The 22,855-nt window shown below is 46.5% G+C and carries 17 protein-coding genes and 1 pseudogene; 14 read left to right on the top strand and 4 right to left on the bottom strand.

Going from position 1 to position 22,855, the window contains the following annotated elements; genetic code table 11:
- Positions 1-16: 16 nt before the first annotated feature.
- Positions 17-1,087, bottom strand: a complete 1,071-nt coding sequence (locus NZD81_RS19680) for a DUF3900 domain-containing protein (protein WP_282374070.1) — start codon at positions 1,085-1,087, stop codon at positions 17-19.
- Positions 1,088-1,236: 149 nt separating this feature from the next.
- Between NZD81_RS19680 and cypD the strand changes: the two genes are divergently transcribed.
- The 7 genes from cypD (at position 1,237) to NZD81_RS19715 (ending at position 11,841) form a co-directional block, all read left to right on the top strand.
- Positions 1,237-4,422, top strand: coding sequence for a bifunctional P-450/NADPH--P450 reductase (gene cypD, locus NZD81_RS19685; RefSeq protein ID WP_289861086.1), 3,186 nt, complete (start codon positions 1,237-1,239; stop codon positions 4,420-4,422).
- Positions 4,423-4,867: 445 nt separating this feature from the next.
- Positions 4,868-6,787 (top strand): lipoteichoic acid synthase LtaS1, encoded by a 1,920-nt coding sequence (gene ltaS1 / locus NZD81_RS19690; protein WP_040083991.1) that lies wholly within the window; start codon positions 4,868-4,870, stop codon positions 6,785-6,787.
- Between the two features lie 236 nt (positions 6,788-7,023).
- Positions 7,024-7,788 (top strand): glucose-1-phosphate cytidylyltransferase, encoded by a 765-nt coding sequence (locus NZD81_RS19695; protein ID WP_014663152.1) that lies wholly within the window; start codon positions 7,024-7,026, stop codon positions 7,786-7,788.
- 6 nt (positions 7,789-7,794) lie between these two features.
- A complete protein-coding gene (locus NZD81_RS19700) occupies positions 7,795-8,763 on the top strand; it encodes a GDP-mannose 4,6-dehydratase (protein WP_040083881.1) in 969 nt (322 codons plus the stop codon).
- A 23-nt stretch (positions 8,764-8,786) separates the two neighbouring features.
- Positions 8,787-9,698: a putative nucleotide-diphospho-sugar transferase gene (locus NZD81_RS19705; RefSeq protein ID WP_134975896.1), complete on the top strand. Its 912-nt coding sequence runs from the start codon at positions 8,787-8,789 to the stop codon at positions 9,696-9,698.
- A gap of 28 nt (positions 9,699-9,726) precedes the next feature.
- Positions 9,727-10,905: a glycosyltransferase family 2 protein gene (locus NZD81_RS19710; RefSeq protein WP_282374072.1), complete on the top strand. Its 1,179-nt coding sequence runs from the start codon at positions 9,727-9,729 to the stop codon at positions 10,903-10,905.
- On the top strand, positions 10,906-11,841 hold the full coding sequence (locus NZD81_RS19715; RefSeq protein WP_040083878.1) for a putative nucleotide-diphospho-sugar transferase: 936 nt from the start codon (positions 10,906-10,908) through the stop codon (positions 11,839-11,841).
- A 27-nt stretch (positions 11,842-11,868) separates the two neighbouring features.
- On the opposite strand, the gene NZD81_RS19720 is transcribed toward NZD81_RS19715, so the two are convergent.
- The 3 genes from NZD81_RS19720 to bcaP all read right to left on the bottom strand — a co-directional run bounded on the left by NZD81_RS19720 (position 11,869) and on the right by bcaP (position 15,398).
- Positions 11,869-13,098 (bottom strand): MFS transporter, encoded by a 1,230-nt coding sequence (locus NZD81_RS19720; protein WP_069149148.1) that lies wholly within the window; start codon positions 13,096-13,098, stop codon positions 11,869-11,871.
- A 110-nt stretch (positions 13,099-13,208) separates the two neighbouring features.
- Entirely contained in the window at positions 13,209-13,916 is a 708-nt protein-coding gene (locus tag NZD81_RS19725; RefSeq protein ID WP_282374073.1) for a YjjG family noncanonical pyrimidine nucleotidase, read from the bottom strand.
- A 96-nt stretch (positions 13,917-14,012) separates the two neighbouring features.
- Complete coding sequence (gene bcaP, locus NZD81_RS19730; protein WP_282374074.1) at positions 14,013-15,398, bottom strand: branched-chain amino acid transporter BcaP; 1,386 nt, start codon at positions 15,396-15,398, stop codon at positions 14,013-14,015.
- 249 nt (positions 15,399-15,647) lie between these two features.
- On the opposite strand from bcaP, the gene yfmT reads away from it, so the two are divergent.
- The 7 genes and pseudogenes from yfmT to NZD81_RS19765 all read left to right on the top strand — a co-directional run bounded on the left by yfmT (position 15,648) and on the right by NZD81_RS19765 (position 22,816).
- Positions 15,648-17,105 (top strand): benzaldehyde dehydrogenase, encoded by a 1,458-nt coding sequence (gene yfmT / locus NZD81_RS19735; RefSeq protein ID WP_014663161.1) that lies wholly within the window; start codon positions 15,648-15,650, stop codon positions 17,103-17,105.
- Between the two features lie 469 nt (positions 17,106-17,574).
- Complete coding sequence (locus tag NZD81_RS21320; RefSeq protein WP_369888597.1) at positions 17,575-17,979, top strand: methyl-accepting chemotaxis protein; 405 nt, start codon at positions 17,575-17,577, stop codon at positions 17,977-17,979.
- A 134-nt stretch (positions 17,980-18,113) separates the two neighbouring features.
- Entirely contained in the window at positions 18,114-20,003 is a 1,890-nt protein-coding gene (locus NZD81_RS19745; protein ID WP_069839997.1) for an ABC-F family ATP-binding cassette domain-containing protein, read from the top strand.
- Positions 20,004-20,125: 122 nt separating this feature from the next.
- Positions 20,126-20,572, top strand: a complete 447-nt coding sequence (locus tag NZD81_RS19750; RefSeq protein ID WP_014663164.1) for a YfmQ family protein — start codon at positions 20,126-20,128, stop codon at positions 20,570-20,572.
- 125 nt (positions 20,573-20,697) lie between these two features.
- On the top strand, positions 20,698-21,120 hold the full coding sequence (locus NZD81_RS19755) for a MerR family transcriptional regulator (RefSeq protein WP_040083865.1): 423 nt from the start codon (positions 20,698-20,700) through the stop codon (positions 21,118-21,120).
- A gap of 65 nt (positions 21,121-21,185) precedes the next feature.
- Positions 21,186-22,376 carry an MFS transporter gene (locus tag NZD81_RS19760; protein ID WP_136655014.1) on the top strand — a complete coding sequence of 397 codons (1,191 nt, stop codon included), beginning with the start codon at positions 21,186-21,188 and terminating at the stop codon, positions 22,374-22,376.
- A gap of 289 nt (positions 22,377-22,665) precedes the next feature.
- Positions 22,666-22,816: pseudogene (locus NZD81_RS19765) on the top strand (hypothetical protein).
- Positions 22,817-22,855 lie beyond the last annotated feature (39 nt).

A 22,855-nucleotide genomic window follows, 5' to 3' on the forward strand; every position in this document is an offset into this window, starting at 1 on the left:
GTGATTTCTGGACTTTTTAGTCTTGCTCTGTTTTATTCCTTATCCGTTCAATCACCTCCTGCAGCCCCTCAGGCTTATAAAACTCCACCGGTGAACTGCCTTTCTCAAACGAAATCGTCTCGGCTTCAATCAGCGCGACATAGCGCCCGTTTACTTTTGCGAGATGAATAGAATCGCCAAAATCCGCTAGCAATCCTTTAATCTCTGTTTCTCCGACTTTCATTTTCAGCTGGGCCTCTGGCGTGTGCTCGATGATTTGGGCGGAGGCTTCGATCACTTGATGGGTGTCGAGGCGCTCTTGGATCTCCCGCTTTTCGCTCGCTTCCCAAATCTCAATGTCGTGCTCGAACTGCTTGAGCTCTTCGCTGTTGTCTTCAAATGTCTCGTAGACGTGCTCCTGCACCATGTTCATGACCTGGTTTTTCATGATTTCCGGCATCGATTCGCCGTACTCGACGAATTTCAGAAAGTCCTCAAAATAGCGGGCGTGCGAGGCCTGGTGGATTTTCAGCTCGCCTTCCTCGACCATTCCTTCCTCGGGCATGTACGGGTATTGGATGCTTTTCATGTTTTTTGTCGTGATCGCCATTTCGACTTTTTTAATGAGAGAAGACGCGTCAGAGATGCGGGCGACCTTCGGCTCAAAGTCACATTTCATAATGAAGACAAATGACTCGTTAAAGTATTTTCTCGGCACGGCTGAAGCGACGAGAAACACGCCGCCGCGGACTGCGCTTGTGTCGAGGTACGTGCGGACGAACTGCTCGCTCAGCTCATTGAAGTCTTCTTTTGTTTCCGCCAGACGCGCGCGGTTGAACATGTTGTAGTTTGGGTTGGAATCAAGCTCGTGGCCGGGCTCGACGATAAAATGGCCGATTTTCGTCGGCACCTGCTCAGACTGCGGATGACGTTCTGCTTTCCGTTTGACGATTTTTTTCAGTTCTCCGTCGAGAAAGTCCTTCAGCTCGCTTTCTTCAAATTCGCCCGTATCAAGGGTCTGAAAGTGCTTGAACTGTTTGTTCGCCTGCTCATCCTTGCCTTCCACCTGTATGACATAAAAGGATAAAAACCGAATTTCAAAATCCATATGTGAACTCACCTTATTCGCGTATTGTACAGCTTCTCAAGTATAGAAAAAACAGCGATCATGCGTCAATTGAGAGAACGGAATAATCATGACCATGAAAGGGAAATGTAGTCAAATAGAAGGCATTTCATACGGAAAGGAATGGTTCGATGAAGGAAACAAGCCCGATTCCTCAGCCGAAGACGTTTGGGCCGCTCGGTAATTTGCCTTTAATTGATAAAGACAAACCGACGCTTTCACTGATCAAGCTAGCGGAAGAACAGGGTCCGATTTTTCAAATCCATACACCCGCGGGCACGACGATTGTGGTGTCCGGCCATGAATTGGTGAAAGAGGTTTGTGATGAAGAACGGTTTGATAAAAGCATTGAAGGCGCCCTGGAGAAGGTTCGCGCGTTTTCCGGTGACGGATTGTTTACGAGCTGGACGCATGAGCCTAACTGGAGAAAAGCGCACAACATTCTGATGCCGACGTTCAGCCAGCGGGCCATGAAGGACTATCATGAGAAAATGGTCGATATCGCTGTTCAGCTCATTCAAAAATGGGCCAGGCTCAATCCGAATGAAGCTGTTGATGTCCCGGGAGATATGACCAGGCTGACGCTGGACACCATTGGGCTGTGCGGATTTAACTACCGCTTTAACAGTTACTACAGAGAAACGCCCCACCCGTTTATCAACAGCATGGTGCGGGCGCTTGATGAAGCGATGCATCAAATGCAGCGGCTTGATTTCCAAGATAAGCTTATGGTCAGAACAAAGCGGCAATTCCACCATGATATTCAAACGATGTTTTCGTTAGTCGACAGCATTATTGCAGAGCGTAGGGCGAATGGAGACCAGGATGAAAAAGATTTGCTCGCCCGCATGCTGAATGTGGAAGATCCGGAAACGGGTGAAAAGCTCGACGACGAAAATATCCGCTTTCAAATCATTACGTTTTTGATTGCCGGCCATGAAACAACGAGCGGCCTGCTGTCCTTTGCGATCTACTTTTTATTGAAGCATCCTGACAAACTGAAAAAGGCGTATGAAGAGGTAGATCGGGTGCTGACAGATGCAGCGCCGACCTATAAACAAGTGCTGGAGCTTAAATACATACGGATGATTTTAAATGAATCACTGCGCTTATGGCCGACAGCTCCGGCTTTTAGCCTTTATCCAAAAGAAGACACAGTCATTGGCGGAAAGTTCCCGATCACGACGAAGGACAGAATATCTGTGCTGATTCCGCAGCTTCATCGTGATCGAGACGCTTGGGGAAAGGACGCCGAGGAATTCCGGCCGGAACGGTTCGAACATCAGGACCAAGTGCCTCATCATGCGTACAAACCGTTCGGAAATGGGCAACGGGCCTGTATCGGCATGCAGTTTGCCCTTCATGAAGCCACACTTGTGCTGGGCATGATTTTAAAATATTTCACGTTGATTGATCATGAGAATTATGAGCTTGATATCAAACAAACCTTAACGCTCAAGCCCGGCGATTTTCGCATCAGGGTTCAAACCCGTCATCAGGAAGCCATTCATGCTGACATCCATGCAACAGAAAAGCCGGGGCCTGATAAGCAAAAAGAAGAAACGGAGACAAAGGGCGCATCGGTCATAGGCCTTAACAACCGCCCGCTTCTCGTGCTGTACGGCTCTGATACCGGCACCGCAGAAGGCGTCGCCCGGGAGCTTGCAGATACAGCCAGTCTTCATGGCGTCAGGACCAAAGTGTCACCTCTGAACGATCAGATTGGCAAGCTGCCGACAGAGGGAGCGGTTGTCATTGTGACCTCGTCCTATAACGGAAAACCGCCAAGCAACGCGAGACAGTTTGTCCAGTGGCTCCAAGAAATCAAACCGGGTGAGCTTGAGGGCGTCCATTACGCGGTATTTGGCTGCGGCGACCACAACTGGGCGAGCACGTATCAAGACGTGCCGAGATTCATTGATGAGCAGCTTGCAGAGAAAGGCGCGACTCGGTTTTCTGCGCGCGGGGAAGGTGATGTCAGCGGTGATTTCGAAGGGCAGCTTGATGAGTGGAAAAAGAGCATGTGGGCGGACGCCATCAAAGCATTCGGACTGGAGCTTAATGAAAATGCCGATAAGGAACGAAGCACGCTGAGCCTTCAGTTTGTCAGAGGGCTGGGAGAGTCCCCGCTTGCCCGATCGTATGAAGCGGCTCACGCATCCATCGCCGAAAATCGTGAGCTTCAGTCCGCGGACAGCGATCGAAGCACCCGCCATATCGAAATCGCATTGCCGCCGGATGTTGAATATCAAGAGGGCGACCACCTTGGCGTATTGCCAAAAAACAGTCCAACCAATGTCAGCCGGATTCTCCATAGATTCGGTCTGAAGGGAACAGACCAAGTGACATTGTCGGCAAGCGGCCGCAGTGCGGGGCATCTGCCATTGGGCCGTCCTGTCAGCCTGAATGATCTTCTTAGCTACAGCGTTGAGGTTCAGGAAGCAGCCACAAGAGCGCAAATACGTGAACTGGCCGCTTTTACAGTGTGTCCGCCGCATAAGCGCGAATTAGAAGAACTGACAGCAGAGGGTGTTTATCAGGAACAAATATTGAAAAAACGAATTTCTATGCTGGATCTGCTTGAAAAGTACGAAGCATGCGACATGCCGTTTGAACGATTTTTAGAGCTATTACGTCCGTTAAAACCGAGATATTATTCGATTTCAAGCTCTCCAAGAGTGAATCCGGGGCAAGCATCAATCACAGTCGGCGTTGTGCGCGGCCCGGCGTGGAGCGGCCGTGGCGAATACAGGGGCGTGGCATCAAATGATTTAGCTGAGCGTCAAGCCGGTGATGATGTCGTGATGTTTATCCGCACACCGGAATCCCGGTTTCAGCTTCCAGAAGACCCTGAAATTCCAATTATTATGGTCGGGCCAGGCACGGGAGTCGCACCATTTCGCGGTTTCCTTCAAGCCCGTGATGTTTTAAAGCGGGAGGGGAAAACGCTCGGTGAGGCTCATCTCTATTTTGGATGCAGGAACGATCGGGATTTTATTTACCGAGATGAGCTTGAGCAGTTTGAAAAAGACGGTGTAGTCACAGTCCATACAGCCTTTTCCCGAAAAGAAGGCATGCCGAAAACATATGTCCAGCATCTCATGGCTGAACATGCAGAAACCTTAATATCGATTCTTGACCGCGGAGGCAGGCTTTATGTATGTGGTGACGGCAGCAAAATGGCCCCGGATGTGGAGGCGGCACTTCAAAAAGCGTATCAGTCTGTTCATGGAACCGGGGAACAAGAAGCGCAAAACTGGCTGAGACATCTGCAGGATACCGGCATGTATGCCAAAGATGTCTGGGCAGGGATATAGATAAAGAAGACTGGAAACATCCAGTCTTTTTTGTCCTTTCGAAAAAATGGTGATCACGCTAAACATTAGTGCATACAATAACTTCAGTCCGCCGGAAGGGCGGGCTGTCTGCAAAACCTATTTTTCGTTTTTGCTAGTTTATGTTATTCTTATACTCGGTATCTATTTCTTTTTTCAAAGGCACACATGACAAAAGAAATCCTTTTTTTATTTCTGAGGAAAAAAGTGAAACGAAATGAAGGTTTCTTTCGTCCAGTGATTGGTTTCCAAATGGTTGTAATAAAAATGGTATGGTGCGAAACATAAATATTCCGGCTTGCCGCGGTGTATTTATTGTTGTGTGATGCCTTGATTTTGTTTGGAAAGAAGAAATGAGAAGGCAGGATATAAAGAGCAGGTAAATATGAATGAAGAACTTAAAGTGTTTAAGAAAGTAGAGGTTGCCATGAAGAAACTTTTTTCTTACAAACTTAGCTTTTTTGTGCTGGCTGTTATACTGTTTTGGGCAAAAACGTATTTATCCTACAAGACTGAGTTTAATCTTGGGGTAAAAGGCACAACCCAGGAGATCCTCCTGATATTTAACCCATTCTCAAGCGCCGTCTTCTTTTTAGGACTGGCTTTGCTGGCGAAAGGGCGTAAATCAGCCATTATTATGCTGATTATCGATTTCTTGATGACATTTGTGTTATATGCAAATATTTTATTCTATCGTTTCTTTGACGATTTCTTGACGTTCCCGAACATTAAGCAGTCCGGAAACGTTGGAAACATGGGAGACGGTATTTTCAGTATCATGGCCGGTCATGATATTTTCTATTTCTTAGATATTATCATTTTGATTGCGGTATTGATCTGGAGACCTGAATTAAAAGAATACAAAATGAAAAAACGCTTTGCATCTTTAGTGATCCTTTCCGGGGTCGCACTGTTTTTCATCAACCTGCACTATGCGGAAAAAGACCGTCCGCAGCTGCTGACAAGAACGTTTGACCGCAATTATATCGTGAAATATTTAGGTCTTTACAACTACACCATTTATGACGGTGTACAGACGGCTCAAACAGAAACGCAAAGAGCCTATGCAAGCAGCGATGATTTAACAAGCGTCGAGAATTACACGACGTCTCATTATGCGAAACCGAACGCCGAGTACTTCGGCGCTGCCAAAGGCAAAAATATCATTAAAATTCACCTCGAAAGCTTCCAGTCGTTCCTGATTGACTACAAGCTGAACGGTGAAGAGGTAACGCCTTTCTTAAATAAACTTGCGCACGGCGGAGAAGATGTGACGTATTTTGATAACTTCTTCCATCAGACAGGCCAGGGAAAAACATCTGACGCCGAGCTGACAATGGATAACTCGATCTTCGGCCTTCCAGAAGGCTCCGCGTTTGTGACGAAAGGCGAAAACACTTACCAGTCGCTTCCGGCGATTTTAGACCAGAAGGAAGGCTATACAAGCGCTGTCCTGCATGGTGATTACAAATCGTTCTGGAACCGTGACCAGATTTACAAACATATCGGATACGACAAGTTCTTCGACGCAAGCACGTATGATATGTCAGATGAAAATGTCATTAATATGGGACTGAAGGATAAGCCGTTCTTTACAGAATCGATTCCAAAGCTTGAGTCTCTTAAACAGCCGTTTTACGCGCATTTGATTACATTGACAAACCATTATCCGTTTAACCTGGATGAAAAAGACGCGTCTCTTAAAAAAGCGACAACCGGCGATAACACAGTAGACAGCTACTTCCAAACAGCGCGTTACCTTGACGAAGCGCTTGAGCAATTCTTCAAGGAGCTGAAGGAAGCCGGTCTGTATGACAACTCAGTCATTATGATTTATGGTGACCATAACGGTATTTCTGAAAACCATAACCGAGCGATGAAAGAGATTCTTGGAAAAGAGATCACAGATTATCAAAACGCACAGAACCAGCGTGTGCCGCTGATGATCCGCGTTCCTGGCAAAAAAGGCGGAGTGAACCATACGTATGGCGGCGAAATTGACGTCATGCCGACACTTCTGCACTTAGAAGGAATTGATTCTCAGAAATATATCAACTTTGGTACTGACTTATTCTCTAAAGACCACGACGATACAGTGGCATTCAGAAACGGAGACTTCGTAACGCCGAAGTACACATCAGTCGACAATGTCATTTACGATACGAAGACTGGTGAAAAATTGAAAGCGAATGAAGAAACGAAGAATCTGAAAACAAGAGTGAACCAGCAGCTGAGCCTTTCAGACAGTGTCCTGTACAAAGACTTGCTGAGGTTCCATAAACTAAATGATTTCACAGCCGTTGATCCGTCAGACTATCATTACGGCAAGGAAAAAGAAATCAAATAAGATGAAAAAGAGCCTTGAGCGGGCGCATTGCCTTCGCTCAAGGCTCTTTTTTTGGTTACATAACCAACTTGAAAAAATAGATTCCATTTGGTCACCAAGGCTGGCTTTCTCTCATATCATTACAGTAGATTTTGAAACCGGTATTGAAATCGGACAAATTATCGGGGAAATGCCTTGATAGATTGTAAAGATGTACCAGGTTTCGAACTCAATATTCATAGAGATGAGGGGTAGAGATGAAAGCGGTCATTCTCTGCGGCGGAAAAGGAACGAGAATGAGTGAAATCACGAATGACATTCCTAAACCGCTCGCCATGATAGGCGGCAAACCGATTCTATGGCATATTATGAAAATCTATCAGTACTACGGAGTAAACGAGTTTATTCTGCTTTTGGGCTATAAAGGCGAAAAAATCAAAGAATACTTTCTCGACTATGAATGGAAGCACAACAGCCTGACACTCGACAGCGCTACGGGAGAGGTACAGATGCTGGGGCAGCCTGAAACGTGGAAAATTACGTTTTTGGAGACTGGGGAAGATACGCTGACAGCCGGAAGAATCTTGCAGGCGAAAGACTATATCGGTGATGAAACATTTCTGCTCACCTATGGGGACGGGCTGGCCAATATCAATCTTTTCCATCTCATCAGCTATCATCAGACAAAAGGTGCTGCCGCGACTGTCACCGGCATTGACAAAGTCTCGCAGTTTGGCACCTTGACGGTTGAGGACGGCATGGCGAAAACATTTTCTGAGAAGACATCAAGTGACGGAATCATCAATGGCGGATTCTTCGTTCTCAGTCCCAAGGTTTTCGATTATTTGCCGAAGGACGGGAACACAATGTTCGAAGATGAACCGCTGAAGAACCTTGCCAAAGACGGAGAGCTTGCCGTGTACCGCCATTATGGATTTTGGACGGCCATCGATACGTATAAAAATCTCTTAGAAGTCAACAAGATGTGGGATCAAGGACAACAAGTATGGAAGGTATGGTGAACCGATTTGAGTTTCTGGAAAAATAAAAACGTATTTGTTACGGGGTGTACAGGTCTTTTAGGAAGCTATTTGGTGAAAGAGCTGATCGAACAGGGCGCAAACGTGACGGGGCTTGTCAGGGATCATGTGCCCCAATCCAATCTGTATCAGGGAGACCATATCAAGAAAATGAACATCGTGCGGGGCTCTCTTGAAGATTTGGCAGTCATTGAACGCGCGCTTGGCGAGTACGAGATCGACACTGTCTTTCACCTCGCTGCACAAGCGATTGTCGGGGTGGCAAATCGCAACCCGATTTCTACCTTTGAAGCAAATATTCTCGGCACATGGAATATTCTCGAAGCCTGCCGCAAGCATCCGTTAATTAAGCGGGTCATTGTCGCTTCAAGTGATAAAGCTTACGGCGATCAAGAAAACCTTCCGTACGACGAAAACATGCCGCTGCAGGGCAAGCACCCGTACGACGTCTCAAAAAGCTGCGCAGATCTGATCAGCCACACCTATTTTCACACGTACGGGCTTCCGGTCTGTATTACGCGCTGCGGAAACTTATACGGCGGCGGGGATTTAAACTTCAACCGCATCATTCCTCAGACGATTCAGCTTGTGCTGAACGGGGAAGCGCCGGAAATCCGCAGCGATGGCACCTTTGTCCGGGACTACTTCTATATTGAAGATGCCGTTCAGGCTTATTTGCTTCTTGCAGAGAAAATGGAAGAAAACAATCTTGCCGGAGAGGCCTTTAACTTCAGCAATGAGATCCAGCTGACCGTCCTTGAACTGGTAGAGAAAATTTTGAAGAAAATGAACAGTAATCTGAAACCTAAGGTGCTGAATCAGGGAAGCAATGAAATCAAACATCAATATTTATCCGCAGAAAAAGCGAGAAAGCTGCTGAATTGGACACCGGCCTACACCATTGATGAAGGACTTGAAAAAACGATTGAGTGGTATACGGAATTCTTCAAAAAGTAATGTGAAACGAGGTGAACATGACTGTGACCAGCGCGTATTGCACCGTTTTATCAAAAGGAAGATTATATCAGGCAGTCGCCTTATTTAAGTCATTAGAGCGAGTAGACCAAGACAGTCCCATTTTTACGCTGTGCATGGACGAAGATACGCACCGCGTGTTACAGAAGCTGAAGATGAAGCAGCTAAACCTTGTGCCGGTGGCCGCTCTTGAAAATGAAATGCTTCAAAAGCTGAAGGAAACTAGAGATCAAAGTGAGTATTGCTGGACGATGAAGCCGATCTTTCTGCAAGCTGTGCTGAACAGCAATCCCGAGCTGGAGCGTGTGACATACATTGACGGGGATCTCTTTTTCTACGCAGATCCATCGCCGATTTTTGAAAACCAGCCGGACTGTTCGGTGCTGCTTTCACGGGGGGATATTGTCATTCCTTCTTTTGAGAAAGATCAGATTGACATGCTGCAGCGTCTTTTAGGCAGATATAATTCTGGGTTTATCAGCTTCAAGCATGATGATGCAGGCACTGACTGCTTGGAGTGGTGGAAGGAACGCTGTCTTGAGGAATGCAAAAATGCGCCGGGTGAAGGAAAATTCGGTGACCAAGGCTATTTGGATTATATGTCTGGGCTGTTTCCGAATGTTTGTGATATTACGACACCCGGCGTGAACATTGGTCATTGGAATTATGGGCAGCATACGTTTTCGTGGGAGGATGGCCGGATCGTGCTGGAGGATGGCAGTCCGCTGATTTTTTATCATTTCAGCGGATACCGAATCGTCGGCATCAATGAAATCAAACAGATTCATGAAACAACCCGCACAGACCTGCCGTTTGTGCATGAACTGTATCAAGAGACACTGCCGCATATCATTGAGCACATCAAAACATTAGACCCTGAATTTAACGGTTTTGCTTCAAAAGATGACAACAAATAAATGAGTAAATACAGGAAGTGAAAATGAAGTGAAAGCAAGCGTTATTATTCCTGCATATAATTCAAAGGAGCGTCTTTATAATAGCCTTCTGTCATTAAACCATCAGGAGTGCGATGAAGAATTCGAAGTCATTGTAGCGGACAATGGCTCTGAGGACGGAACGCTCTCAATGCTTGAATCATTTCAAGCGGATTTTCCGCTGATTTTTACCCGGATTAAAGAAAACAGGGGGATTGCGTACGGTCGAAATCAGGCGCTGCGCAATGCCAGAGGAGATATCCTGATTTTCCATGACAGCGATATGCTTGCGGCGAAGGACCTTGTGGCAAAACATATTAAAGCCCATGAGAATGAAGAGAATCTCGTCGTGTGCGGGTTGTTTTGGAAGCGGATCTACAGTTTTTATTATGAACGATTTGAAGAAGAGCATAAGGAACAGCTCGCAAAGCTCACAGATGAAATGCCGAAAAAAGACAAACAAAAGCTGCTGGAGGAAGCGGACATTAAAAACGGAAGCTTTCTTGATAAAAGCTTTGACCTTAATACCGACTTTATTGACGTGCTCAAGCAGATTTTAGATGAGTACGGAGATGATTTGGAAGGTTATCATATGCCATGGCGCTTTTTTATCACGAATAATTCCTCTGTTAAACGCAAGCATGTCGTTGATCTCGGTTTATTTGATGAGGGCATTGTGCGGTACGGGTTTGAGGATTATGATCTCGGCATCAGGCTTCATCAGGCCGGATTGACCTTCAGGCTTCGGCGCGATATTGTCAGTGTTCATCAGGAGCATCCAAGCAATTGTAAGTCTGTAGACGATATTCGGGCAAACATTGCCTATATGTGCGATAAATACAACAATATCCGGTCCTTAGACGTTCATCTCGCTTTTAATGGGCCGTTCCCGCCTGACATGACGAACAGAATCATGGATGATATTCAAAAGCTGCTGGAATCTCAGAAATATGATCTGCTGCTGAATCTGTTTCTTGAGCTTCTGCATGTTGTTAAAGAGCGCAATATTGATCCGGATTGGCGAAAGAAATCCCCAAGGGTGACGGCGGAAAGCTTTGATTTACAAACTGTCCGCAAGCTTCTGCCAAAAGCGAAGAAAAAGCTAGGCGTTAATGACTTCGCCAACGCACTGTATGCGCTTGTCAACGATTTGCTGCACGTGGATCTTAGATCATTGGATGTGGTATAAGTGAGTACATTTCATTTTTCAACGATAGTGTCAAGAACACATATCTTTAAGCTCATGCCCATGATTCATTCTCTCCATGAGCATTGCGATGATTTTCATTTATATGTGCTGTGTGTCGACCAGAAAGCGTACGAATTGCTTCAGCACGTTCCATGGGAGCATGTCAGCTTTGTGCAGCTGCATGAAATGGAAGACCCGGAGCTGCTGAAAGCAAAAAGCAACAGAACGTTTCATGAATATTGCTGGACGTTAAAGCCCGCCTTTTTGTTTCATGTGATGAGCAAGTGGGATGATGCTGAATACTTTGCCCATATGGATACGGATCTATTTTTCTTTTCTGATCCGGCACGTATTTTTGCAGAAAACCCAACGGCGTCTCTGTATTTGACTGATCATCGTAATTCGCCGCGCTTCACGTCCTACTACGACCGAACCGGACGCTTTAATACAGGCTTTGTCGGTGCCGGTAATACAAAGGAAGCATATGAAGCGGTATGGCAGTGGAGACAGGACTGTATTGCATTTTGTACGGTCGAAATGGATACAGAACGAAAGACATATGGTGATCAAAGATATGTGGAGAAATGGCCGGCACAGTTTAAAGGTGTTCATGTTGTCAAGTCAATAGGAGCCAATACAGCGCTTTGGAATATCGAAAACTATAAGGTCGGGCAAAAGGACGGCCGCGTGTATATAGATGAAACGCCGCTGATTTTCTATCATTTCTCTGGGTTTACACTGGTGACAGAAAAAGAGTTTAATCTTTGCTGGTACTACCGGATTGAAGATGAAGCGACAATTGAGATGATTTATATGCCGTATATATTAAATCTGAAAAAATGGATTGATGAAATACAGTCCGCGTTTCCAGACTTTGCGGACGGATTTATCCCGAAGCATGCAGTGCCTGACACTCATTTTATACAACTTGATTAAAAAAACCCTGCCGCTGGGCAGGGTTTTTTAGCTATGCCATTCTCTCACCTTCTGGTCACTTGGCAATAGGAAGGCAAGGATGCCGAGGACAGGGAGAAAGGCAATGGCGATCATCGTCGGGGTCAGTCCCGCTGCATCAATCAGAGCGCCCAGCGCCACAGCGCCGATCGCGCCCATCCCGAAGGCAAGCCCGACGGTTAACCCAGACATTGTGCCGATTTTTCCAGGAACTAGTTCCTGTGCATAGACAACCGTTACGGAAAAGCTCGACATCAGAACCACGCCAATCAATGCGAGCACGCCATAGGCGAGAACCGGGCCGGCAAATGGCAGCAAAATCGCCAGCGGCGCCGAGCATAACAGCGAACCGAGGATAACGAAGCGTTTTCCAAAACGGTCTGCAAGCGGGCCGCCGAGAAACGTGCCGATCGCGCCAAACAGCAAGAAGACAAAAATATAGCTTTGTGCCTGCTGAATGCTTACGTGATATGTATCCATCGCGTAAAACGTGTAAAAGTTGCCGATCGCACTCGTATACCAGGAACGCGCAAAAATGAGAAATATAATAATAATAAGAGCAGATACAACAGATTTGGTGATGGCTGTGTTTTCAGCCGTTTTCTTTTGCTTGCCTGATTTCTGGGCGAGACTGCCAAGACGTGAGGCGTACCATTTCGCAATATACATGAGAAACATAACAGCAAGCGCGGCGACAAGCGTGAACCAAACAGCGCCGAATTGCCCGAGCGGCACAAGGATCAGCGCGGTGATCAGCGGCGCCATCGCTTGGCCTGAGTTTCCGCCCACTTGATAAATCGACTGGGCGAGTCCGCGTTTTGTGCCGGCGGCCATATACGCCACACGAGAGCCCTCCGGATGGAAAATGGCTGAGCCTAATCCAATGAAAAACACACAGCATAAGATCGTGATGAATGACGGGGCGAATGCAAGACCCAAAATGCCAAGCATGCTGGCGGTCAAACCGACTGGAAGCGCGTACGGCCGCGGCCGTTTATCGGTATACCAGCCGACGACAGGCTGCATCACGGATGACACCATGTTTAATGTGAAAGCGATGATGCCGAGCTGTGTAAACGTCAGGCTCATGGAGCGTTCCAAAATAGGAAACATCGCCGGAATCACGGCCTGCAGCGAATCGTTGAGCATATGGCAGATTCCGATAATAATCAAAATCGGATACACCGTGGTGCCGGGTTTTTGAACTGTTTTTTCTTTTAACGGGGCGGCGATAGCCAATTGAGTCTCCTCCTTACATATATAGCCAAAGCATACCATCATATTATTCATAAGGTGAAGAATTTATCAAGAGGAAAAAAGACTTTTATGAAAGAAACGCCGTCAGCCGATTAGCAGCTGACGGTATTTTCGATATTCAAAATGTGATATAGCTCTTCAAGCTTACGAATCTCATAGGTTGGGATGATCTCTGCCACATTCGGCTTCATCTCAGGGTTCATCCAGCAAGTATCAAGCCCGGCGAGCTGGCCGCCTTTAATGTCAGCAGTCAACGAATCCCCAATGATTAATGTGTGCTCTGCTGAAAATTGGGGAATCCGTTCAAACACGTAATCGAAATATTCTTTCATCGGCTTTTGGAAGCCTGTGTCTTCAGAAACGAAAATGTCCTTGAAGAACGGAAATAATCCTGAGTCACGGAGACGCTTGTATTGTGTGTTAGACACGCCGTTTGTCACGATGTACAAATCAAACTGATGCTGCAAATTTGAGATGAAAGCAAAAGCACCGTCTATCAGCTGATGTCCTTCTTCAAGAAAGCTGCGGTATTTTTGCTCAAGCAAAGCGCCGTCCGCCTCGTAACCGTACTCCTTGAGCAAAGCGGAAAAACGCGTATTCACGACTTCATCCCGTGTTATCTTTCCTTCTTCAAAGGCTCTCCAGAGACCTTGATTGATGGCTTTATATTGCGTTTTTATGTCACTTGTTAAAGGAATGTTTTGATCTTCAAACAGCAAACGCAGGGCCAAAGCTTCTGCCGCTTTAAAATCAAGGATGGTATCATCTACATCAAATAATAAAGTGCGGTATTGTTTCATCTGTGTGTCTTCCCTTCTCATATGTACTCAAAGTATAGCACATAAAAAAAGGAAAAAGCCGGCGGATGAGTGAGGCAGCGCCGGCTGAAAAAGAGATTATTTGTTTAATAAACTGTGTTTTCTCGAATATAGGAAGTAAACCAGTGTTCCGACAGCGATCCAGATGACAAATGAAAGCCATGTGACGCCGGGAAGGCTGTACATGAACCAGAGGCAGATGCCTGCGCTGATAATCGGCACAACCGGAACGAATGGCACTCTGAAGGACGCTTTGATTTCAGGATGTTTCTTTCTTAACACAATGACAGCAATGGAAATGACCGTAAACGCGGCAAGTGTTCCCATGTTCACCAGATGAGCCAGCGTTCCGAGGTTAATAAACCCGGCGATTCCCGCTGCAACGATCCCTGTGAGCCATGTATTGCGAAACGGCGTTTTAAATGACGGATGCACCTTTGCGAACAAGCCAGGCAGAAGGCCGTCTCTGCTCATGGCAAATGTCAAGCGGACCTGAGCGTACAGCAAAGCGAGCATCACCGTCGTAATCCCGATAATCGCACCAACAGAAATAATTCCGGCGACAGTGTCCTGTCCGACGAATTTCAGCGCGAAGGACACCGGATCTCCGACATTCAATTTGGCATAAGGCATCATGCCTGTCAGCACAAGCGATACCGCGATGTACAGAACCGTACAGACGGCTAGAGCTGAAATAATGCCGACGGGCATGTTTTTTTGTGGATTTTTCACTTCCTCTGAAGCATTAGAAACCGCGTCAAACCCAAGGTACGCGAAGAAAACAGTGGCAGCGCTCAGAATGACGCCTTTCATCCCAAATGGCATAAAAGGTGACCAGTTGTCCGGTTTCACATAGCCGATGCCGACAATAATGAACAATAAAATGATCGCGATTTTCATCAGTACGATGACGTTGTTAAAGCGTGTGCTTTCCTTGACGCCTCTGCTGACAATCGCAGTAATGAGGAGAATGATCACTGCAGCCGGAAGATTAAATACGGCATCCGGCGTGCTTCCCGGCGCACCTGTCAGTGCAGCCGGAAGATGGAGATTAAAGCCGGCAAGCAGCGATTGAAAGTAGGAAGACCAGCCGGTGGCAACCGCCGACAGTGCAATGACATATTCAAGCATGAGATCCCATCCGATCAAAAAGGCGAGCAGCTCTCCAAGTGTCACGTATGAGTATGAGTACACGCTTCCCGAAATCGGAATGGAAGACGAAAACTCAGCATAACAGAATGCAGCCAGCGCACAGGCGAGCCCTGCTAAAATAAACGATATGATGAGGGCGGGACCTGCACCGGTCGCTGCCACTGTTCCTGTAATGACAAAAATCCCTGTACCGATGACACAACCGATACCGAGCAAGGTTAAATCAAATGCGCTTAACGTACGGGCAAGGCTTTTTGACTTGCTCTGCGCATTCAATGTTTCAAGCGGTTTTTTTCTAAATAATGAACTCATCAAAAGTTCCTCCTGTAAATATTCAAAATATTCTAATCATTATATACAGTTCTTGTTGTATTATATTGTCGAAATTTGACGCAGTCAATAAAATATTTTTCTGCTTTAAACGATAGAAGCGAAACAGCGTTGTCGTATCATAGGATAGCAATTTTTACTAATCTAATATTCAATTTTATGCAGGATGAACCGATAGAAAAAATAGATTCGCCCATATTTTGATTTGCGGTTATAAAGGAGATGCTGACCATGTTTCAATATGAAGAGTTGAATAAACAGTATATCGGCGGGAAATGGCAGGAGGGCAGCAGCCCAAATGTATTGGAAAACAAAAATCCTTATACTCAAAAAACATTCACAACATTCCGTAAAGCGACTGCTGACGATGTAGATGAAGCGTACCGGGCAGCGGCGCTGGCGAAGAAAAAATGGGATGCGGTCAATCCGTTCGAAAAAAGATCCATTTTAGAAAAAGCCGTCACGTATATCGAAGAAAACGAAGAAGCCATTATTTATTTGATTATGGAAGAGCTTGGCGGAACAAGGCTCAAAGCAGCCTTTGAAATCGGTCTTGTCAAAAACATCATAAAAGAAGCGGCAACGTTCCCTGTCCGCATGGAAGGTAAAATTCTTCCGTCCACAATAGACGGAAAGGAAAACAGATTATATCGCGTGCCGGCAGGTGTTGTCGGTGTCATCAGTCCATTTAACTTCCCATTCTTTTTATCTATGAAATCAGTGGCGCCTGCACTCGGAGCCGGCAATGGCGTTGTGTTAAAGCCGCATGAGGAAACGCCGATATGCGGCGGAACGCTGATTGCGAAAATTTTTGAGAACGCGGGAATCCCAGAGGGTCTGCTGAATGTTGTTGTCACAGACATTGCTGAAATCGGAGACAGCTTCGTTGAGCATCCAGTGCCGCGGATTATCTCATTTACCGGTTCTACGAAAGTCGGCAGCTACATCGGGCAGCTTGCGATGAAGCATTTTAAAAAGCCGCTTCTTGAGCTTGGCGGGAATAGCGCCTTCATCGTGCTTGAGGATGCAGATATAGAATATGCGGTCAACGCGGCGGTGTTCAGCCGATTTACACATCAAGGACAAATTTGCATGTCAGCCAATCGCGTGCTTGTCCATTCATCTATTTATGATAAGTTCCTTGAGCTCTATCAGGCAAAAGTGGAATCGCTGAAAGTCGGCGACCCAATGGACCCTGATACGATTATCGGGCCATTAATCAACAGCAGACAGACGGACGGGCTGATGAAGTCTGTTGAGCAAGCAATTGAAGAAGGCGCTGTACCTGTGAAGCTTGGCGGATTTAACGGGACGATTGTGGAACCGACGATCTTAAAAGACGTCAAACCGTTCATGAGCATTGCCAAGGAAGAGCTGTTCGGGCCGGTCGTCTCCTTTATGAAGTTTGATTCAGAAGACGAAGCGGTGGATATCGCAAACGAAACGCCGTTTGGATTGAGCGGTGCCGTACATACGTCAAATCTTGAGCGCGGCGTGGCTTTTGCGAAACGCATTGAAACAGGCATGATTCACGTTAATGACACGACCATTAATGATGAACCGAATGTAGCCTTCGGCGGTGAAAAGCAATCAGGCCTCGGCCGTTTGAACGGTGAGTGGAGCCTTGAAGAATTTACAACGCTGAAATGGATCTCGGTTCAGCACGAAAAACGCAGCTTCCCTTATTAATGAATAGGAGTGAATGGAATTGAGCATAAAAACGGAAAAAGAAACGGCAGATATTCTGGACGCATTTATCAAAGTAGCCCCTTATTTAAACAGCCTGGTTCAGGATGATATTACAATCGGCATTTATGATACGGAAAAGCTGCTCGTGAACATACCGGCCAAAACCTTTTCGCTGAACGTAAAAGCCGGCGATCCGCTGCAGGAAGGGGATATCATCACAGATGCCATCCGCAGCAATCAGAAGAAAACGAGCATGGTTCCGAAAGAATTGTTCGGCTTCCCGTTGATCGCCCGTGCCATCCCGCTCCACGACGAGAATGGAAGAGTCATTGGAGGCGTTGGCCTCGGTACGAGCCTTGAGGAGTCATCGAAGCTGCATGATGTGGCAGAAAGCTTATCGGCTGTTGTTGAACAAACGGCCGCGGCCATTTCCGACATTTCTGAATCAATTAACGGGTTTTCAACTCAAATGTCAGGCATTTCCTCTCAGGCGAAAAAAGTAAGCGAAAGCGCCGGTGAAATCGCCGATATTTCAGTCACTGTTAAAGGCATCTCTGACCAAAGCAATCTGCTTGGCTTGAACGCCGCGATCGAAGCGGCAAGAGCAGGGGAGTCCGGAAAAGGCTTCTCTGTCGTTGCAGATGAGATCAGAAAGCTGGCGACGCATTCAAAAGAAAATGTCGGCCAAATTGACCAGATTACGAAAAAAATCCACAGCCTGCTAAAAGGGCTGGAGGAATCCATTGAGTCAATTAATCAGCATACAGACGGACAAGCCGCTGCCGTTGAACAAATTTCCGCCACGATGCAGGAGATTTCAGGAAGCGCGCAGCATCTTGCAAAAATGGCAGAAAAAGCGCTTGAGGAAGAGTAAGAGACCGGGGACAAACGTCCCCGGTCTTTTTCTTATCCCGCATTTCCATGAAATTCGTCTGACGTTTTACTAGTTTTATTCCAGCGGCTGATTTAAAATGTACACATGAACTTACGTGAGGATTGATAGGAACCATGAGCATATTAAAAGCGGAAAATCTTTATAAAACATACGGAGATAAAACATTATTCGACCATATCTCCTTTCATATTGAAGAGAATGAGAGAATCGGATTAATCGGGCCGAACGGAACAGGGAAATCAACGCTGCTGAAAGTGATTGCCGGCCTGGAATCTATCGAAGAAGGAGAAATCACGAAATCCGGAAGCGTGCACGTGGAATTTCTTCATCAAGATCCGGAGCTGCCCGCGGGGCAAACAGTACTGGAGCATATCTATTCCGGTGAATCGGCTGTGATGAAAACCTTGCGTGAATATGAAAAAGCGTTGCATGAATTGGGGAAAGATCCCGAAAATGAACAGCGCCAGAAACACCTGCTGGCAGCGCAGGCGAAAATGGACGCGAACAACGCATGGGATGCAAACACCCTGGCAAAAACCGTACTGACTAAGCTGGGTGTCAGCGATGTAACAAAGCCGGTCAACGAGCTCTCAGGAGGTCAGAAAAAACGGGTAGCCATTGCCAAAAACTTAATTCAGCCCGCTGATCTGCTCATTTTGGACGAGCCGACAAACCATTTGGATAATGAAACGATTGAGTGGCTTGAAGGATATTTAAGCCAATATCCCGGCTCTGTTATGCTGGTCACGCACGATAGATATTTCTTAAACCGTGTCACGAACCGCATTTATGAGCTAGAACGAGGCAGCCTCTACACGTATAAAGGCAACTATGAAGTGTTTTTAGAAAAACGCGCGGAACGGGAAGCGCAGGCTGAGCAAAAGGAAACGAAGCGGCAAAACCTGCTGCGCCGTGAACTGGCTTGGCTCAGACGAGGAGCGAAAGCCCGATCCACAAAACAAAAGGCGAGAATTGACCGGGTAGAAGCGCTTAAAGAGCAGAAAGGCCCTCAGTCATCGGGTTCACTCGATTTTGCGATTGGCTCGCACCGTCTCGGCAAACAGGTCATTGAAGCGGAGAACGTCATGATCGCTTATGACGGCCGCATGCTCGTCGACCGTTTTAATGAACTTGTCATACCGGGTGAACGGATCGGAATCATCGGGCCAAACGGCATCGGGAAAACAACGCTGTTAAACACCCTTGCCGGCCGTCACACGCCGGACGGAGGCGATATTACGATCGGACAGACGGTCAGAATCGGCTACTATACCCAGGATCATAGTGAAATGAATGGTGAGTTAAAGGTCATTGACTATATAAAAGAAACGGCGGAGGTCGTAAAAACAGTAGATGGCGATATCATTACAGCTGAACAAATGCTGGAGCGTTTCCTCTTCCCGCGTTCCATGCAGCAGACGTATATCCGCAAGTTGTCCGGCGGGGAAAAACGCCGTTTATACTTGCTACAGGTTCTCATGCAGGAGCCGAATGTCCTGTTTCTCGATGAGCCGACGAACGATTTGGATACTGAAACATTAAGCGTTCTTGAGGATTACATCGACCAATTCCCTGGCGTCGTCATTACCGTATCCCATGACCGCTATTTCCTTGACCGCGTCGTCGACCGTTTGATTGTGTTTGAAGGAAATGGTGTCATTTCCCGCTTCCAAGGCTCCTACAGCGATTATATGGAAGAGTCAAAAGCGAAAAAAACAACTGAAAAATCGGCTGCTGAAGCAAAACCGGCTGAAGCCGAGCCAAAGAAAAAACGGAAAAAGCTTTCTTACAAAGACCAGCTGGAATGGGACGGCATCGAAGATAAAATTGCTCAGCTGGAAGAAAAACATGAACAGCTCGAAGCTGACATCGCCGCAGCAGGCAGTGATTTTGGCAAAATCCAAGAGCTGATGGCCGAGCAGGCGAAAACGGCGGAAGAGCTTGAGGCTGCGATGGACCGCTGGACAGAATTGTCCCTCATGATCGAAGAACTGGAAAGCTAAAAAGCGTGGCCGCAGCAGGCCGCGCTTTTTTTCACATAATGTACAAAAACGAATCGGCCTGCTTATGATAGGATGGAATTGTGTGTCAGCGGCACATGGAAAACTAACGGAGATGATGAAGTATGACATGGGCGATCGTGATGTTAATTCTCATGAGTCTGGTGAAAATCGTATTAACCTGTCTTCCTACAGGCGTCATAGAATGGCTGCTCAGCAAATTTGAAGTGCACGCCAAGCTTAGTGATGAAAATGCGAGCCTCTCTCTAGACGGAAAACGTCTCGAGGGTACAGAGAAGCAGAAAGTGATTGATCAATTTAACGAAGCTGTCTTCCTGGAGAAATATTATATTTACCCAGGTGACGAAGAGCGTTATTTATATCCGGAAAACGGCGGCACGCCGCTGGTGATAGATACGAAAAAAGGCAAACATGATGTGAGGCTGTTTGTATACCGCTACGATGACCATATCGACGTCGTAAAACAGTACAAGAAGAAAGTGATCGCGTATCGAGTGCTTTCTGAAAGCCTTCAAAAAGAGTCTCTGTCATTGACGGGAAGTTTAGCTTAAACAGGAAAGTGAAAGACGGGTGCTTTATGCTGCTCGTCTTTTTTTATTGCTTTTCAAAAGTTAACGTTTACGTTAAGGTTCAAAAGGTGTATAATGGTAACAGAAACGGCGAAGGGGGATTTACCTTGGAATGGATGAAGATTGATCAAGTGGCCAAAAGAAGCGGGCTGACAAAGCGGACCATCCGGTTTTATGAAGAAATCGGTTTGATTCCGGCGCCGAAACGGACAGACGGCGGTGTAAGGCTTTATTCAGAGGATGATATGGAGGAGCTTGAGAAAGTCATCAGCACAAAAGAGGTGCTCGGTTTTTCCCTTCAGGAGCTTCAGCATTTCATGGAAACCAGCCGTCAGCTAGAGTTAAACAAAGAGGGGTATTTGTTGTCACTGGATCCTAAGGAACGGAAAGAAAAACTGGAGGAAATTCAGGAAACCCTGAATCACCAGCTGGGTTTGATTGATGAGAAAATCCGCACATTCCAAAGCTTTAAAGAACATCTGCAGGGCATGAAAGAAAAAGCGGAACGTGGCATTCAATCAATCGAATGAAAAGTTTGTTAAACGCTATTTTTGTAGCGTTTCTTTTAATGGAATAAAAATGGAGGTCAGGTCAAATGGATAAAACAAAACAAGTGAATCAGAAAACAGGCTTGCTCAGCCAGCCGAAAGCGGTATGGGCTGTCGCGTTTGCCTGTGTGATTTCTTTTATGGGAATCGGGCTGGTCGATCCAATTCTTCCGGCCATTGCCGCACAATTACATGCTTCACCTAGTGAAGTATCACTCTTGTTTACAAGTTATTTGCTTGTTACCGGATTTATGATGTTTTTCTCAGGAGCCATTTCCAGCCGCATCGGCGCGAAATGGACATTAATTCTCGGACTTATTTTTATTATTGTGTTTGCGGGGCTTGGCGGCAGCTCAAGTTCAATTGCTCAGTTAGTCGGCTATCGCGGCGGCTGGGGATTAGGTAATGCTTTGTTTATCTCCACAGCGCTTGCGGTTATCGTCGGCGTGTCAGTCGGTGGAAGCGCCCAAGCGATTATTTTGTATGAGGCTGCGCTCGGTCTTGGGATTTCTGTCGGGCCGCTTGCAGGCGGAGAGCTTGGAAGCATTTCATGGCGGGCACCGTTTTTCGGGGTATCTGTCCTGATGTTTATTGCGTTAATCGCGATTTCTTTCATGCTTCCGAAATTGCCGAAACCGGCGAAGCGCGTCGGTGTGTTTGATGCGATGAAGGCGCTCAAATATAAAGGCCTTTTAACAATGGCGGTATCGGCATTCTTATACAACTTTGGATTTTTTATTTTGCTTGCTTATTCTCCGTTCGTTCTGGATTTAGATGAACACGGTCTTGGATATGTTTTCTTCGGCTGGGGCCTTCTGCTGGCGATTACGTCAGTCTTTACGGCGCCGCTCGTGCACAAAGCGCTGGGCACAGTGCGTTCGCTCGTCGTTCTCTTTATCGCCTTTGCGGTCATTCTCATCATTATGGGGATCTGGACAGACCATCAGACTTTGATTATTACATGTATCGTTGTCGCTGGTGCTGTCCTCGGTATGGTGAATACGATCATGACAACCGCTGTGATGGGTTCTGCGCCGGTTGAACGTTCAATCGCGTCTTCAGCCTACAGCTCAGTCCGCTTCATCGGCGGCGCACTCGCTCCGTGGATTGCGGGAATGCTGTCAGAACACTTCACCGCAAGCACACCATATACAGTCGGCGGTATCGTCGTTTTTGTCGGCATGCTTGTCCTTCTCATGGGACGTAAACATCTTGCCGGGATTAAGGCGGGGCATTAATAAAGAAAGACACTGCGCATATGCAGTGTCTTTTTATTTGTTATAATGCATCATAATCGAATTGGCGCAGGAAAGGAAAGTCTTTATGACACAATTTTACTACTTAACAGCTAAAATCCCTTTAGAAACCGGTTTTTTCGGTCAGCAAGAACGGCGTTCTCGGAAAGGGCATCCGCTACGGTCAGGCATTGATGCGGCTGGGATTTATCTTGTAGGAGCTGAGAATGTGTCCGTTCATTTACAATTGCCATTTCAAGTGATGGTTCATGCTGTAGAGGGGACGTTTGCCATGAAGGCAAAGCCTGACGAATATGAACAGAAATGTTTAGAAACGCTCTATCAATACATACACAGCGTCATGAAAAACAGCTTTTCTGTAGAGTGGTTCACCGCTTGGGCTGATGAGGAGGACTTTGAATTGTCTGCCAAAAGAGAGCTGACACTAGATGAATGCACATCGCCATTGCAGCTCATTTTAA

Origin of the sequence: Bacillus sp. B.PNR1 (assembly GCF_030386235.1) — a bacterium.
Taxonomy (GTDB): Bacteria; Bacillota; Bacilli; order Bacillales; family Bacillaceae; genus Bacillus; species Bacillus stercoris.

Bases quoted from the DNA above. Each gene is read 5' to 3' on its own strand.
- NZD81_RS21320 (WP_369888597.1), top strand. From the start codon at position 17,575: ATGTCAGGCATTTCCTCTCAGGCGAAAAAAGTAAGCGAAAGCGCCGGT.
- NZD81_RS19750 (WP_014663164.1), top strand. From the start codon at position 20,126: ATGACATGGGCGATCGTGATGTTAATTCTCATGAGTCTGGTGAAAATC.
- NZD81_RS19745 (WP_069839997.1), top strand. From the start codon at position 18,114: ATGAGCATATTAAAAGCGGAAAATCTTTATAAAACATACGGAGATAAA.
- bcaP (WP_282374074.1), bottom strand. From the start codon at position 15,398: ATGAGTTCATTATTTAGAAAAAAACCGCTTGAAACATTGAATGCGCAG.
- NZD81_RS19760 (WP_136655014.1), top strand. From the start codon at position 21,186: ATGGATAAAACAAAACAAGTGAATCAGAAAACAGGCTTGCTCAGCCAG.
- ltaS1 (WP_040083991.1), top strand. From the start codon at position 4,868: ATGAAGAAACTTTTTTCTTACAAACTTAGCTTTTTTGTGCTGGCTGTT.
- NZD81_RS19725 (WP_282374073.1), bottom strand. From the start codon at position 13,916: ATGAAACAATACCGCACTTTATTATTTGATGTAGATGATACCATCCTT.
- NZD81_RS19695 (WP_014663152.1), top strand. From the start codon at position 7,024: ATGAAAGCGGTCATTCTCTGCGGCGGAAAAGGAACGAGAATGAGTGAA.
- NZD81_RS19680 (WP_282374070.1), bottom strand. From the start codon at position 1,087: ATGGATTTTGAAATTCGGTTTTTATCCTTTTATGTCATACAGGTGGAA.
- cypD (WP_289861086.1), top strand. From the start codon at position 1,237: ATGAAGGAAACAAGCCCGATTCCTCAGCCGAAGACGTTTGGGCCGCTC.
- yfmT (WP_014663161.1), top strand. From the start codon at position 15,648: ATGTTTCAATATGAAGAGTTGAATAAACAGTATATCGGCGGGAAATGG.